The sequence below is a fragment of the Celerinatantimonas diazotrophica genome (assembly GCF_004339545.1).
GTDB classification, from domain to species: Bacteria; Pseudomonadota; Gammaproteobacteria; order Enterobacterales; family Celerinatantimonadaceae; genus Celerinatantimonas; species Celerinatantimonas diazotrophica.
In genome coordinates this window covers 51,758-66,806 of the sequence record NZ_SMGD01000013.1, presented here as the reverse complement: position 1 = coordinate 66,806, position 15,049 = coordinate 51,758, and the positions used below count along the sequence as shown (strand labels likewise).

Here is a 15,049-nt window from a genome sequence, read left to right as displayed (position 1 = left end):
TCCTGTGCTCTGAGGCGATGGGATTTAAAAAACTTGTATTGAGGCAGAGGCTAACCAAACCAGACATCGGATGATGAACATTGGGCGATGTCTGAATTTTGTTTACCGATTAATTATTTTCCAAATTACGGCAGATGGAATTGTTTAATTTTTCCAGTGCATTACCGATCGATCGTTTCTCTTCATCACTCCAGTCTTGGAAGATCTTTTCGACATTCTCGCGACGAATCGATTGCATTTGTTCGTACTTATCAATCCCTAGCTGTGTGACTTGTATCAGGCAGCCACGGCGATCCGCTGGGTCAGGTAATCGGGTTAGTAATTCTAACGCCATCATGGCCTTGATCTGCCGAGTAACCGTTGATGAATCTAATCCTAATTGCGAAGCGAGTGCGCCCGAAGATTGGGGAGATTTTTCACATAATAAGTTCAGTAGCAAGTAGTGTGCTCTTTCCAACGGGTAAGTTCGTCGACGATGATTCGCCTCTAGCCAACGCGCTAAATAAGATAAATTAAACTCAATTTTTTCAATTGGAGACTGCTGATTGTTATCGCTTACCACTGATATTCCTCCCGTATCCCATCAAACACTAAACTAACAATCACATTTTTTAAAAGCGTATGTTGTGATCGCACCAAAGATAAAGATATGTAAATACCGTTAGGTTTTCCGTACTCTTTGGATTTAGTTGCATTATAACAGGTTTTGTTTGTTTATTTAGCCTTTACAACTAATTCTTTGCCTAAGGGACTCTTTTAGTGGTTATAGACAAGCTACTGGTTAAAAGTAACAAAATCGACAATGTGTCTGTTTTTATCGAAACTAGCAATTGGCCTTAAAATGGCGGTAAAGAAGGAACCAAGCCGGTTAATTTATAGACAAATAAATAAAAAACTATCATTTTCCAAAAAAAAATTTCCTCATTCAATTGGGACTGGTTTCGTATTTAAAAATCTATATATTTGCTTTATGTGGCTATTTTTCTGATTTAAAAACAGTTTTTATTCGAAAAACTAAAAGTATCTTTAAATGGCCTTGTTATAACTGCCAATCAGTGCCATATTTTAGGATATCAAAACAATGTTTTATTTTAAAAATGTTTTGATAGGGAGGTTTTGTTAAATAAATATTAATATTTATAAGGTGTTTTCCTGCTTTTTGAGGTAAATGAGCTGTTTTTGTGTATTTAGCCTTAAAAAGCTTAGTATTTAAAAGGTTTTTACTAATTTATCAATTTCAAAAACAAAAAGTTAATATTTGTTAAACATTAATTTTAAAAAGCTTGGGTTTGTTGGTTTCGCTGCCTTTTCGGTATGTTAAGGATCGTGAAATTGATGTAAAGTGTTTGGGTGGTTTGTAAGGATTCAGTATCTGAGATTTGTCTATTCTCTTTAAACTCAGGGAAGCAAGTCCCATTTTGCTGTGTGAATTTCAACCAGTGGGAATAACGTTTAATAAAAAATAATAGGTGTTATCTATTAATAATGCCAAATAGAATCTATCTTCATGTTATTCCCTAGGTCTTCTACCTAAAAATATTTTGTGTATAGGAGCAGTGTCTCTCCTTATGGAGTGTTTCCACTGTCTTGAAAATCGTTTCAACTGCACGTCGTGCAGTTGAGTAGTTTTATTAACCAAAATAGAGCACATAAATTATGTCTACAGCCATTGATGCAATCGCTCAGCATTGGGCATTTACAGTATTTTTGGTCGTCGCGATTGTTTTGTGTGGTGCCATGTTGGTAGGCGGATTCTTATTGGGTGGGCGAGCTAAAGCTCGGGCTAAAAACACCCCGTTTGAATCAGGGATTTCTTCGGTGGGGACTGCTCGCCTAAGGATGTCCGCGAAGTTCTACCTAGTGGCTATGTTCTTTGTTATTTTTGATGTTGAAGCGCTGTATTTGTATGCCTGGTCTAGCAGTATTCGTGAGAACGGTTGGATAGGATTTATTGAAGCCACCATCTTCATCGTTGTGTTGCTGGTTGGTTTGGTCTACCTAATTCGTACCAAAGCATTAGAGTGGGCACCAAAACGTGCAGAAGGTTACAGCGAACAATCTGAGATTATCAAATTAGTTGACGGTTCGCCGAAAAAATAAGAGGTTCATCATGGATTATACGCTTACTCGTGCCGAGCCAGATGGTGAGAATGATCACTATCCGCTGCAAAGCAAGCAAACTGTTCCAGACCCACTTGAACAGCACGTCCATCGTAGTGTCTACATGGGCAAACTGGAAACAGCCATGCACGACATGGTTAATTGGGGCCGCAAACATTCCCTTTGGCCATATAATTTCGGCCTGTCATGTTGTTATGTCGAAATGACAACAGCTTTTACAGCTGCACATGATGTCGCAAGATTTGGCTCCGAAGTGTTACGAGCTTCCCCTCGCCAAGCTGATTTCATGGTCGTTGCAGGAACTTGTTTTACTAAAATGGCGCCAGTGATCCAGCGCTTATATGACCAAATGCTTGAGCCTAAATGGGTGATTTCGATGGGGTCATGCGCTAACTCAGGTGGTATGTATGACATTTATTCAGTTGTGCAGGGCGTTGATAAATTTCTTCCGGTTGATGTTTATATTCCCGGATGCCCACCACGACCTGAAGCATACATTCAAGCATTAACGCTGCTTCAAGAGTCAATTGGAAAAGAGCGCCGTCCACTCTCATGGGTCGTCGGTGATCAAGGTGTCTATCGCGCCAATATGCCATCGGAGAGAGAACGCAAACACGGTGAACGAATTGCGGTTAAAAATCTTCGTACACCCGATGAACTTTAACGTGGTGTGAGCATTATACGGTTAACGACATAGTGATGAATATGACACAAACAATGACACAACACACCAGTGAGCCATGGCCAACGATGGATCACCATGATGATCCGGTGATTCCTGAGCTCATTAATCGATTTGGTAAATCGGCAGTTTATTTGCAGCCTACTCGTACCGGTATGCCAGTGGTATGGGTAGCGCGGGAAAAAATCATCGATGTGCTGACTTTCCTGAAAAAAATGCCAAGCCCATACGCAATGTTGTTTGATCTGCATGGTGTTGATGAGCGTCAGCGAACCCATCGCGAAAATTTACCGGAGGCAGATTTTACGGTTTTCTACCAACTGCTTTCGATTGATCGTAATCGCGACATCATGCTTAAAGTTGCATTAAGCGAAGATAGTTTGGAACTACCTACTGCCACGCAAGTTTTTGCCAATGCTAACTGGTATGAACGGGAGACCTGGGAGATGTTTGGCATCACCTTTAAAGGTCATCCCAATTTACGACGGATTTTAATGCCATCAACTTGGCAGGGAAATCCACTGCGTAAAGATTATCCTGCTCGCGCGACTGAATTTGACCCATTTGAGTTAACTCGGCAGAAAGAAGAGCTAGAAATGGAAGCTCTTACCTTTAAGCCTGAAGAATGGGGAATGCAGCGCAGTAGTGGAAATGAAGACTTCATGTTCCTTAACTTGGGCCCTAACCATCCATCTGCACATGGTGCATTTCGTATTGTTTTGCAACTTGATGGTGAAGAAATTAAAGATTGTGTGCCAGATATTGGTTATCACCATCGGGGCGCAGAAAAGATGGCTGAACGGCAGTCTTGGCATAGTTACATTCCATATACCGATCGAATCGAGTATTTAGGCGGATGTGTGAATGAAATGCCTTATGTTCTGGCTGTAGAAAAACTGGCCGGCATCAAAGTGCCTGAACGTACCGAAGTAATTCGGGTTATGTTGAGCGAGCTGTTTCGAATTAACAGTCATCTGCTTTATATCTCAACTTTCATTCAAGATATCGGTGCCATGACTCCGGTATTTTTTGCCTTTACGGATCGTCAGAAAATTTATGATGTAATCGAAGCGATTACCGGTTTTCGGATGCATCCAGCTTGGTTCCGTATCGGCGGCGTTGCTCATGATTTGCCCAAAGGCTGGGAACGTTTGCTTGAAGAATTTTTGGCATGGATGCCTAAGCGGCTTAATGAATATGTCAAAGCTGCATTGCATAATAGTGTCTTAAAAGGGCGCTCTCAAGGTGTCGCTGCCTACAATGCGCAAGAAGCACTGGATTGGGGCGTGACAGGGGCAGGGCTGCGGGCTACTGGGATTGAATTTGATGTGCGTAAATGGCGACCTTATTCAGGATATGAAAACTTCGACTTTGAAATTCCGGTCGGCGGTGGGGTGAGCGATTGCTATAACCGTGTCATGCTCAAAGTGGAAGAAATCCGTCAGAGCATGAATATTTTGCGCCAGTGCTTAAAAAACATGCCATCTGGACCATTTAAAGCCGATCACCCGCTGACAACGCCGCCACCTAAAGAGCGAGCATTGCAGCATATCGAAACCTTGATTACTCACTTTTTACAGGTTTCTTGGGGCCCGGTTATGCCAGCTAACGAATCATTTCAGATGATTGAAGCAACTAAGGGCATTAACAGTTATTACCTGACCTCTGATGGTAATACGGTGAGTTATCGAACTCGTGTTCGTACACCTAGTTTTGCGCATTTGCAGCAGATCCCATCAGTGATTCGGGGAAGTTTAGTTTCCGATTTAGTGGTTTATCTCGGAAGTATCGATTTTGTTATGTCGGATGTGGATCGTTAATCATGAAACAAGCCAATCAAACTATTTCGGTGAAAGTCGAGTACGGCAATGAGTTTACGCTAAGCGAAGCGGATGCTCAGGCGATTGAGCAGGAAAAACATCATTATGAAGACCCCCGTTCTGCATCCATTGAAGCGTTAAAGATTGTTCAGAAATCTTATGGCTGGGTTCCTGATGGGGCCATTGCCGTTATCGCTGACATCCTTGGAATCAGAGCGAGTGAAGTAGAAGGTGTCGCGACGTTCTATAGTCAGATTTTTCGCCAGCCTGTGGGGCGTCATGTTATCCGGTATTGCGATAGCGTATCGTGTTATGTAACTGGTTTTAAACAAATTTTAGAAGCTTTGGAAAAACAGCTACATATTACCAATGGCCAGACCAGTGAAGATGGTCGTTTTACATTACTACCCACTTGTTGCCTAGGTAATTGTGATCAAGGGCCGACCATGATGATCGATGATGATGTTCATTCACGTGTGAAGCCTTCAGATATTCCAACTATTTTGGAGCAGTATCAATGAGTTTAACTATCAATCGGACTGCTGAGACACACCCTTTGACATGGCGTGTTCGAGATGACGGACAACCTGTCTGGTTTGAAGAGTATCGAGCCAAAGAGGGATATGTCGGAGCTGAAAAAGCGTTGGCGATGTCACCAGAGGAAGTTGTTGCCCAAGTCAAAGATGCTGGACTGCGAGGCCGTGGTGGGGCTGGTTTCCCCACAGGGGTTAAGTGGAGCCTGATGCCTAAAGATGATTCTTTGGATGTCCGCTACATGATCTGTAATGCCGATGAGATGGAGCCTGGCACATTTAAAGACCGCTATCTGCTAGAAAAAATGCCTCATTTGCTTGTGGAAGGGATGATTATCGCAGCCAAAGCGGTTAAAGCTTATCGAGGTTATATTTTCTTGCGCGGTGAATATGTTGAGGCAGCCAATATTCTGCGCAAAGCAATCGATGAAGCGCGTGAGGCTGGCTTTCTGGGTAAGAATATTCAGGGCAGTGGCAAAGACTTTGATCTGTTTGTTCATACCGGGGCAGGGCGCTATATCTGCGGTGAAGAAACCGCGTTAATTAATTCATTAGAAGGGCGCCGAGCCAACCCTCGAGCGAAACCTCCTTTTCCGGCGATGTCTGGGGTTTGGGGTAAACCAACCTGCGTAAATAATGTTGAATCTCTTTGTAATGTTCCGGGGATCTTAAACCGTGGAGCTGATTGGTATAAAGGGCTTTCTGCTGAAATTAGTGACGATGCTGGCACTAAAATGATGGGGTTTTCCGGCTGCGTCAATAACCCCGGTGTTTGGGAGCTCCCAATGGGCACGACTGTACGTGAGCTTTTCGAAGACTATGCCGGTGGTATGCAAGAAGGATTGATACTCAAGGCTTGGCAACCTGGTGGGGCGGGAACTGATTTTCTTTTGCCAGAGCATCTCGATTTGCCGATGGATTATGATCATATTGGTAAGGCGGGTAGCCGCATGGGGACCGCACTGTGTTTGGCTATTGATAATCGAATTAACATGGTGTCGTTGCTGTTAAATCTAGAAGAATTTTTTGCTCGTGAATCCTGTGGTTGGTGTACACCCTGCCGAGATGGATTGCCATGGAGTGTTAAAATTCTGCAGGCATTAGTCAATGGCGAAGGGCAAGTTGGCGATATCGAAACGCTCGAACGGCTTTGTCATCAATTGGGGCCGGGTAAAACTTTCTGCGCACACGCTCCCGGAGCGGTGGAACCGCTGCAAAGTGCAATTAAATTTTTCCGTAGTGAGTTTGAAGCTGGTATTGGTTCAAAAGTTGGCAATGTCAGAGCCATCAAAGGTATCCAACCTAATCTGGCGTAACTCATAGTACTTAATTTGAACAGTTAAATGTCTGCGAAAGCTCGCAGCTCATTGGGAAGCATACAGAATATGGCAACCATTCATATAGATGGCAAAGAATATGAAGTCGATGGCGCAGATAACCTATTACAGGCCTGTTTGTCGTTGGGTATCGATGTGCCTTACTTTTGCTGGCATCCTGCTTTAGGCAGTGTGGGATCATGCCGTCAATGTGCGGTAAAAGAGTATAAAGATGCCGATGATAAACGTGGCCGTTTGGTGATGTCATGCATGACACCTGTGACCGACGATACTTATATTTCAATCGAGGATGAAGAAGCAACTGAATTTCGTGAGAGCGTTGTATCGTGGCTGATGTCAAATCACCCGCATGACTGCCCTGTTTGTGAAGAGGGGGGAAACTGTCACTTGCAAGATATGACAGTGATGACCGGTCATAGTTTGCGTGATTATCGCTTTACCAAACGTACTCATGAAAATCAGGATCTTGGCCCCTTTATTTCACATGAAATGAACCGTTGTATCGCTTGTTACCGCTGTGTTCGTTATTACAACGATTATGCGGATGGTGAAGATTTTGGCGTATACGGCGCTCACAATAATGTTTATTTTGGTCGTACTGAATCAGGTACTTTGCAAAGTGAATTTTCAGGAAATTTAGTTGAAGTATGCCCAACCGGGGTGTTCACTGATAAAACGCATTCGAGTCGATTTAACCGTAAGTGGGATATGCAGTTTGCACCGAGTATCTGCCAGCAGTGCAGCGTCGGTTGTAACATCAGCCCCGGTGAGCGTTATGGTGAGTTACGGCGCATTGAAAATCGCTTTAACGGTGACGTTAACCACTATTTTTTGTGTGACCGCGGTCGTTTTGGTTATGGCTATGTCAACTTAGATAGTCGTCCTCAGCGGCCAGTGCATTATCGTGGTGATGATCGTATCGAGCTTAATGCTGAGCAGGCAACTTTAGCGGCCAGTGGTGTGCTTAAACATGCCAAGCAGATGATCGGTATAGGTTCACCGCGAGCCAGCTTGGAAAGTAACTATGCGCTGCAACAGCTGGTTGGAAAAGAAAATTTTTATAGTGGGATTGAAGCAAGCGAGCAACTTCGTCTGGAACGGATGCTAAAAATTCTCAATGACGGTGGCATTCACACGCCGACTTTACGTGAGATCGAAGATTATGACGCCGTGGTTATTCTCGGTGAAGATGTCACTCAAACAGCAGCTAGGGTTGCATTATCTGTTCGCCAAGCCGTGAAAGGTAAAGCGCGTGAAATGGCGTCGGAACAGCGGGTTGCCGACTGGCAGATTGCTGCGGTACAAAACATCGGTCAGCATGCGCGTTACCCTTTATTTATAACCCACACTGATACGACTCGTTTAGATGATGTCGCGGCTTGGAGCTATAGTGCATCAGCAAGCGATCAGGCTCGCCTCGGATTCGCTATTGCTCATGCGCTGGATGATAGTGCACCGCAGGTGTCTGATTTAGACGAAGAGTTAACACAAAAAGCACAATTTATCGCATCTGCTCTTAAACAGAGCCAGAAACCATTGATTATCAGCGGTTCTCAGGCTGGAAATATTGCAGTCATTGATGCGGCGGCGAATATTGCTAAAGCGCTAAAAGAACAGGATAAAGCTGTTGGTCTGAGCTATGTTGCCCGTGAAGTTAATAGCATGGGATTAGCTATGATGGGAGCTAAGCCACTTGATGATGCATTAAGTGCTATGCATGGCAATGTTGATACTGCGATTGTGTTAGAAAACGACCTTTATCAGCGTTTAGATCCTAAACAGATTGAAGATGCAATTAGCAAGATAGATCATTTGTTGGTGGTCGATCATCAGCAGCATCGTTTGAGTGAACAGGCTGAGTTTATCTTCTCAAGTGCTTCTTTTGCGGAGGCAGATGGTACTGTGGTGAATATGGAAGGGCGCGCACAACGCTTTTTCCAAGTATTTGACCCAAGTTATTATCATCCTGAGGCAGTGATATTAGAAAGCTGGCGTTGGTTGCATGGTATTGAAACTGCGCTGCGTGATGAGCACCCTGATTGGACCACACTGGATCATGTTATCAGTTCACTTTGTGAAAATATTCCGCAGTTAGCTGCAATTGTTGATGCTGCACCGAATGCTGATTTTCGAGTTCAAGGCCAGAAACTGGCACGTTCACCACACCGTTATAGTGGCCGTACTGCAATGCGAGCTAATATTAGCGTTCATGAACCTCGTCAGCCGCAGGATGTTGATTCACCGTTTTCTTTCTCAATGGAAGGGAATAACAATCCAGATGCGCAACGTAATGAAGTCGCTTTCGCTTGGGCTCCAGGTTGGAACTCACCCCAAGCTTGGAATAAATTCCAAGATGAAGTCGGTGGGCACTTACGTTATGGTGATCCAGGTGTTCGGTTGTTCAGTGAAGAAGGTTCTTTAGAGTATTTTGCAGATATTCCAAAAGCGTTTCATGCAAAAACTGGACAGTGGCTGATTGCCGCGAATTATCGTTTGTTTGGAAGTGATGAACTGTCAGCTAAGAGTGAGGTTATGATCGAGCGGGCTGGAGTGCATTACTTGACGCTGAATCCAGTTGATGCTGAGCAGTTAGGATTAAACGAAGGAAGCGTAGCTGAATTTTCTGTCAATGGTTCAAGCTGGTCATTGCCGATTCAATTTAGTTCGGCTCTTTCTTGTGGAATGGTGGGGTTGCCACTGGGATGTGAAACACTGCCGAATGTCTTGGCTGGGGAAACCATTACACAATTGCAGGAGGGGCACCTATGAGTATTTTCACCCCTACACTCATCGCATGCATTATTGCTGTAGCCAAAGCATTAGTGATTTTGCTGGTGGTTGTAGCTTGCGGTGCATTTATGAGCTTTGGGGAACGTCGTTTACTCGGTTTGTTTCAAAACCGTTATGGGCCAAACCGCGTCGGTTGGGGCGGTTCGCTGCAACTGGCTGCGGATATGATCAAAATGTTCTTCAAAGAAGATTGGATCCCACCGTTTGCTGATCGATTCATTTTTACATTGGCACCGATGATTGCGTTCACTTCTTTATTAGTGTCGTTTGCAATTGTTCCGGTTTCACCTACTTGGATTGTTTCCGATTTAAACATCGGCATTTTGTTTTTCTTAATGATGGCCGGTCTCGGTGTTTATGCGGTGTTGTTTGCCGGTTGGTCCAGTAATAATAAATATTCGTTATTAGGAGCAATGCGTGCTTCGGCCCAGACGTTAAGTTACGAAGTGTTTTTAGGGTTATCACTGATGGGGGTTGTGGCTAAAGCTGGGTCATTTAAGCTGACCGATATCGTTGCTAACCAAGCGCATTTATGGAATATCATTCCGCAGTTTTTCGGCTTTGTAACGTTTGTGATCGCCGGGATTGCAGTGTGTCACCGCCATCCTTTTGACCAACCTGAAGCAGAGCAAGAGTTAGCCGATGGTTACCATATTGAATATGCAGGTATGAAATTTGGCTTATTCTTTGTCGGTGAATATATCGGAATTGTGACTATTTCTGCGTTAATTGTGACGCTGTTTTTTGGTGGCTGGCAAGGGCCTTGGCTTCCCGGATTTATCTGGTTCGCGATTAAAACTGCCTTTTTTATGATGATGTTTATTTTAGTTCGAGCCGCACTGCCTCGACCTCGATATGACCAAGTGATGGCTTTTGGATGGAAGGTTTGTTTGCCGATTACACTGGTGAACTTACTTATTACCGCTGCCATTATTTTACTCCAACAGAGTTAACTAGGAGACAACCATGACGATTAAAGAAATTCTGGTTGGCTTCGGCACCCAGGTTCGCAGCTTGTGGATGATTGGCATGCATGCCTTTGCCAAACGGGAAACCCAGATGTATCCGGAGGTGCCTGTTGCGGTTCCTCCTCGTTATCGTGGGCGGATCGTATTGACTCGAGACCCAGATGGAGACGAGCGTTGTGTGGCATGTAACTTGTGCGCTGCTGTTTGTCCGGTCGATTGTATCTCGTTACAAAAAGCCGAGAAGGATGATGGTCGTTGGTATCCGGAATTTTTCCGGATCAATTTCTCACGCTGCATTTTCTGCGGAATGTGTGAAGAAGCTTGTCCAACTACTGCCATCCAGCTTACTCCTGATTTTGAACTGGGTGAGTTTAATCGCCAGGATCTTGTGTATGAAAAAGAAGACCTGCTGATTTCCGGGCCGGGGAAATATCCCGATTATAACTTCTATCGAATGGCTGGCATGTCTATTGACGGTAAACCAAAAGGTGATGCTGAAAATGAAGCCAAACCGATCGATGTGAAAGGTTTAATGCCTTAAGGATTTTCTGATGGATATTGTTTTTTATGTTGCCGCAGTCGTAGCTGTACTGGCGACGATTCGAGTGATTACACATACTAACCCGGTCCATGCCTTGTTGTACCTAGTAGTTTCTCTGCTAGCGGTGTCAGTGGTCTTTTTCTCTTTAGGGGGATATTTCGCGGGCGCTCTGGAGCTGATTGTATATGCTGGGGCCATTATGGTGTTGTTTGTATTTGTCGTAATGATGCTCAATCTAGGTGCTGAAACGATCGATCAAGAACGCCAATGGTTGCGTCTGGGATTGTGGATTGGCCCTGGTGTTTTATCTGCACTTTTATTGATTGTGCTGCTGTATGCCATCTCTAGTTTGCATTTGCCAATGATTCAATTTGAAATGATTGGCGCTAAAGCCGTAGGTATCGCGCTATTTGGACCATATGTTCTGGCAGTTGAGTTGGCTTCGTTATTGTTATTAGCCGGACTCGTAGTGGCCTTCCATCTGGGTCGGGATAAAGAAGCCTTAGCACGTACGGAGGGGAAAAAAGAATGATTGCGCTACAGCATGTCCTTATCTTGGCGGCAGTTTTGTTCGTCTTAGGATTTGTAGGACTTTTGATTCGTCGTAACTTATTGTTTATGTTGATTAGTTTGGAAGTCATGATTAATGCAGCTGCGCTAGCCTTTGTTGGTGCAGGGAGTTATTGGCACCAAGCGGATGGGCAGGTGATGTATATCTTAGCAATCACTCTGGCAGCTTCCGAGGCAAGTATTGGACTTGCGTTGTTACTGCAATTGCACCGTCGTCAACAGTCTTTAAATATTGATTCAGTCAGTGAGATGCGCGGATGAGTTTACTTTATTTAACGATACTCCTGCCACTTATAGGGTTTGTGCTATTGGCATTTTCCCGCGGTCGATGGAGTGAAAATACCTCAGCAACAATCGGCATTGGGTCAGTATTTATTGCGGCTTTAATCGGCCTGTATGCTGGGATTAACTTCTTTGCTCACTCTGAGCAAGCTTTTGATTTACCGATGTGGACCTGGATACATGAAGGGGCATTTAATATCGGGATTACCCTGCACTTGGATGGTTTGTCATTGACCATGCTTGGCGTGGTGACCGGCGTTGGTACATTGATCCACTTGTTTGCATCTTGGTACATGCGCGGTGAGGAAGGTTATTCGAGATTCTTTGCATACACCAACTTGTTTATCGCGAGTATGCTGGTGTTGGTTTTAGCGGATAACTTGTTGGTATTGTACCTAGGTTGGGAAGGTGTTGGTTTATGTAGTTACCTATTAATTGGTTTTTATTATGGTAACCCAGCCAACGGTGCAGCAGCGATGAAAGCATTCATCGTGACCCGTGTGGGCGATGTTTTTTTAGCGATTGCACTGTTCATTCTTTATGCTCAGTTCGGTACGTTAAATATCGCAGAGTTGAGCCAGATTGCTCCTGCTAAGGTTGCTGTTGGCTCATCAGTCATGTTCTGGGCGACATTGATGTTGCTGGGTGGTGCGGTTGGTAAATCAGCACAGCTGCCATTGCAGACTTGGTTGGCTGACGCGATGGCCGGCCCTACACCGGTTTCAGCATTGATTCATGCTGCAACAATGGTTACCGCTGGGGTGTATTTAATTGCAAGAACCCATGTCTTGTTCTTAATGGCACCGCAAGTGTTGCATCTAGTTGGCATTATTGGTGCAATTACCCTGGTCATTGCTGGATTTTCAGCTTTGGTTCAGACCGATATCAAGCGTGTGTTAGCCTATTCAACCATGAGTCAAATTGGCTATATGTTTTTAGCTCTTGGCGTTCAGGCTTGGGATGCGGCTATTTTCCACCTAATGATTCATGCATTCTTTAAAGCGCTACTGTTTTTGGCTTCGGGTTCGGTTATTTTATCGTGCCACCACGAACAGAATATCTTCAAAATGGGTGGGTTACGTAAGCAATTGCCACTGGCATTTGCCGCCTTTATTGTTGGTGGCGGTGCGTTGTCAGCTTTGCCGCTGTTAACCGCCGGATTTTATAGTAAAGATGAGATTTTATCGGGTGCTTTCGCCAGTGGACACATTAACCTGTTAACAGCCGGGTTAGTGGGGGCTCTTTTAACGGCGCTCTATACGTTCCGCATGATCTTTATTGTCTTTTTTGGCAAAAGTCATGTTCAAGCCCATCCAGGTAAAGGATTTGCGCATAATCTGCCTTTGATTATTCTGATGATCCTTTCAACCTTTATCGGTGCGCTTATTCCACAGCCACTTCGCGATGCATTGCCACATAGTTTTGCAGGCGATTCACTCACTGTGCAGTTGATTTCTGGTTCAGCTGCCATTATTGGCTTAGTGTTGGCTGCTTGGATTTGGTTAGGAAATCGCCAGTGGGTTGAAAGCCTATCCAACCATTATCTATGTCGCTTAGTGAGCCGTTATTGGTTTAATGCTTGGGGATTTGACTGGCTGTATGACAAAGTGTTTGTACAACCATATCTAAAAATTGCTCGGTTATTGCGAGCGGATCCCATCAACGCAATGGTGGATAGCTCGCGTTATTTAGCACTTGGCGGTAACTGGACACTGACGTTAACTGAAAACGGTAAAGTGCGTTGGTATATAGCATCGATGGGAATTGGTGCTGTGTGTGTGTTAGGTCTATTGCTCTTAAGTTAGTCTACTAGGCTGGGGTCAGCCTCTATAAGAGAGGCTGGCAGAGTTATCATATAAAGAGGAACGTATAACGCCATGCTATTACCTTGGCTCATTCTTCTGCCTTTTATCGGTGGTTTGTTGTGCTGGCAGAGCGAGCGTTTTAGTCGTGTTTTGCCGCGTTGGATTGCGGTGATATCGATGGCGCTTACTTTGCTAGTGTCATTACTGCTTTGGGGGCAGGGACATTATAGCTTAGCTGTACCGCAGGGAATTCCCCAGTGGCAAGCTGAATATGTATATCCATGGATCCCACGTTTTGGTATTTCGATTCATTTAGCATTGGATGGTTTGTCTTTGCTGATGGTCGTTTTGACCGCATTCTTGGGATTGTTAGCGGTTATTTGTTCATGGCGTGAAATCGAACGCTATGAAGGTTTTTTCCACTTAAATCTGTTGTGGATCATTGGCGCAGTGATGGGCGTATTCATTGCGATTGACCTGTTTTTATTCTTCTTCTTCTGGGAGATGATGCTGGTTCCAATGTATTTCCTCATCGCGTTGTGGGGACACAAAGGATCGGATGGTCAAACCCGTATTCGCACTGCTATAAAATTCTTCATTTATACCCAGGTTAGCGGTCTGATTATGCTGATTGCTATCTTAGGCTTGGTATTTGCTCATCATAGTGCAACAGGCGTGTGGACCTTCAATTATGAGCAATTACTGGGAACGCATTTAAATAGTACAGTTGCTTATTTGCTGATGTTGGGATTCTTCATCGCCTTTGCTGTGAAAATGCCATTGGTTCCCTTACACGGGTGGTTGCCCGATGCGCATAGTCAGGCACCGACAGCGGGTTCTGTTGACTTGGCTGGGATTTTGTTAAAGACCGCTGCATACGGGTTGCTACGTTTTTCATTGCCGCTATTTCCACATGCGAGCGCTGAATTTGCACCAATTGCAATGTGGCTCGGGGTTATCAGCATCTTCTATGGTGCGTGGATGGCCTTTATTCAGACCGATATTAAACGACTCGTCGCTTATACCAGTGTTTCGCATATGGGACTGGTGATGGTCGCTATCTATTCAGGTAGTCAGCTGGCCTATCAAGGCGCGGTTGTGATGATGATTGCCCACGGTTTATCTGCTGCTGGTCTGTTCATTATTTGTGGTCAGTTGTACGAACGCCTAGGCACTCGAGATATGCGTCAGATGGGTGGCTTATGGGGAAAAATTCGTTATCTACCCGGATTATCCATGTTCTTTGCGGTCGCTTCTTTAGGCATGCCAGGAACTGGAAACTTTGTCGGTGAGTTCTTAATGTTGATCGGTAGCTACAAAGTTGTGCCGGTAGTTGCTGTTATCGCTGCTTTTGGTCTGGTTTTTGCGTCAGTTTACTCACTAATTATGATTCAGCGAGCTTATTTTGGCCAATCTAAAGCAACTGTAACCATGACTGCAATGTCATCTCGTGAGCTGATTATGTTGTTATCGATTGTTGTGTTGTTGGTTGCGCTTGGTTTCTTCCCGCAGGAAATCCTCGTGACTTCGCATGCAGCGATGGCAAACATTCAACATTGGTTTACATCGGTTTCTTCTAATTCTTATACAGGGCTGTAAT

The 15,049-nt window shown here is 44.5% G+C and carries 13 protein-coding genes; 12 read left to right on the top strand and 1 reads right to left on the bottom strand.

What is annotated here, in order from left to right:
- Positions 1-109: 109 nt before the first annotated feature.
- Positions 110-562 (bottom strand): MarR family winged helix-turn-helix transcriptional regulator, encoded by a 453-nt coding sequence (locus EV690_RS09470; RefSeq protein ID WP_165872715.1) that lies wholly within the window; start codon positions 560-562, stop codon positions 110-112.
- Between the two features lie 1,094 nt (positions 563-1,656).
- On the opposite strand from EV690_RS09470, the gene ndhC reads away from it, so the two are divergent.
- The 12 genes from ndhC (at position 1,657) to nuoM (ending at position 15,048) form a co-directional block, all read left to right on the top strand.
- On the top strand, positions 1,657-2,100 hold the full coding sequence (ndhC, locus tag EV690_RS09465; protein WP_131912772.1) for an NADH-quinone oxidoreductase subunit A: 444 nt from the start codon (positions 1,657-1,659) through the stop codon (positions 2,098-2,100).
- A 10-nt stretch (positions 2,101-2,110) separates the two neighbouring features.
- Positions 2,111-2,785 (top strand): NuoB/complex I 20 kDa subunit family protein, encoded by a 675-nt coding sequence (locus EV690_RS09460; protein ID WP_131912771.1) that lies wholly within the window; start codon positions 2,111-2,113, stop codon positions 2,783-2,785.
- A 29-nt stretch (positions 2,786-2,814) separates the two neighbouring features.
- Positions 2,815-4,623: an NADH-quinone oxidoreductase subunit C/D gene (gene nuoC / locus EV690_RS09455; RefSeq protein WP_207907523.1), complete on the top strand. Its 1,809-nt coding sequence runs from the start codon at positions 2,815-2,817 to the stop codon at positions 4,621-4,623.
- A gap of 2 nt (positions 4,624-4,625) precedes the next feature.
- Positions 4,626-5,144: an NADH-quinone oxidoreductase subunit NuoE gene (gene nuoE / locus EV690_RS09450; protein WP_131912769.1), complete on the top strand. Its 519-nt coding sequence runs from the start codon at positions 4,626-4,628 to the stop codon at positions 5,142-5,144.
- The gene (gene nuoF / locus EV690_RS09445) at positions 5,141-6,472 is read left to right on the top strand and encodes an NADH-quinone oxidoreductase subunit NuoF (RefSeq protein ID WP_131912768.1); all 1,332 of its coding nucleotides are present in this window, start codon (positions 5,141-5,143) and stop codon (positions 6,470-6,472) included. Before nuoE ends, nuoF begins: the two co-directional genes overlap by 4 nt.
- Positions 6,473-6,541: 69 nt before the next feature.
- On the top strand, positions 6,542-9,262 hold the full coding sequence (gene nuoG, locus EV690_RS09440; RefSeq protein ID WP_131912767.1) for an NADH-quinone oxidoreductase subunit NuoG: 2,721 nt from the start codon (positions 6,542-6,544) through the stop codon (positions 9,260-9,262).
- Positions 9,259-10,236 carry an NADH-quinone oxidoreductase subunit NuoH gene (gene nuoH, locus EV690_RS09435; protein ID WP_131912766.1) on the top strand — a complete coding sequence of 326 codons (978 nt, stop codon included), beginning with the start codon at positions 9,259-9,261 and terminating at the stop codon, positions 10,234-10,236. The genes nuoG and nuoH overlap by 4 nt, the downstream gene beginning before the upstream one ends.
- A 13-nt stretch (positions 10,237-10,249) precedes the next feature.
- Positions 10,250-10,792: an NADH-quinone oxidoreductase subunit NuoI gene (gene nuoI / locus EV690_RS09430; protein ID WP_131912765.1), complete on the top strand. Its 543-nt coding sequence runs from the start codon at positions 10,250-10,252 to the stop codon at positions 10,790-10,792.
- Between the two features lie 10 nt (positions 10,793-10,802).
- The gene (gene nuoJ, locus EV690_RS09425; protein ID WP_131912764.1) at positions 10,803-11,324 is read left to right on the top strand and encodes an NADH-quinone oxidoreductase subunit J; all 522 of its coding nucleotides are present in this window, start codon (positions 10,803-10,805) and stop codon (positions 11,322-11,324) included.
- Positions 11,321-11,623 carry an NADH-quinone oxidoreductase subunit NuoK gene (nuoK, locus tag EV690_RS09420; RefSeq protein WP_131912763.1) on the top strand — a complete coding sequence of 101 codons (303 nt, stop codon included), beginning with the start codon at positions 11,321-11,323 and terminating at the stop codon, positions 11,621-11,623. The genes nuoJ and nuoK overlap by 4 nt, the downstream gene beginning before the upstream one ends.
- Positions 11,620-13,449 (top strand): NADH-quinone oxidoreductase subunit L, encoded by a 1,830-nt coding sequence (gene nuoL / locus EV690_RS09415; protein ID WP_131912762.1) that lies wholly within the window; start codon positions 11,620-11,622, stop codon positions 13,447-13,449. The genes nuoK and nuoL overlap by 4 nt, the downstream gene beginning before the upstream one ends.
- A 72-nt stretch (positions 13,450-13,521) precedes the next feature.
- Entirely contained in the window at positions 13,522-15,048 is a 1,527-nt protein-coding gene (nuoM, locus tag EV690_RS09410; protein WP_131912761.1) for an NADH-quinone oxidoreductase subunit M, read from the top strand.
- The last annotated feature ends 1 nt before the right edge of the window (position 15,049 follow it).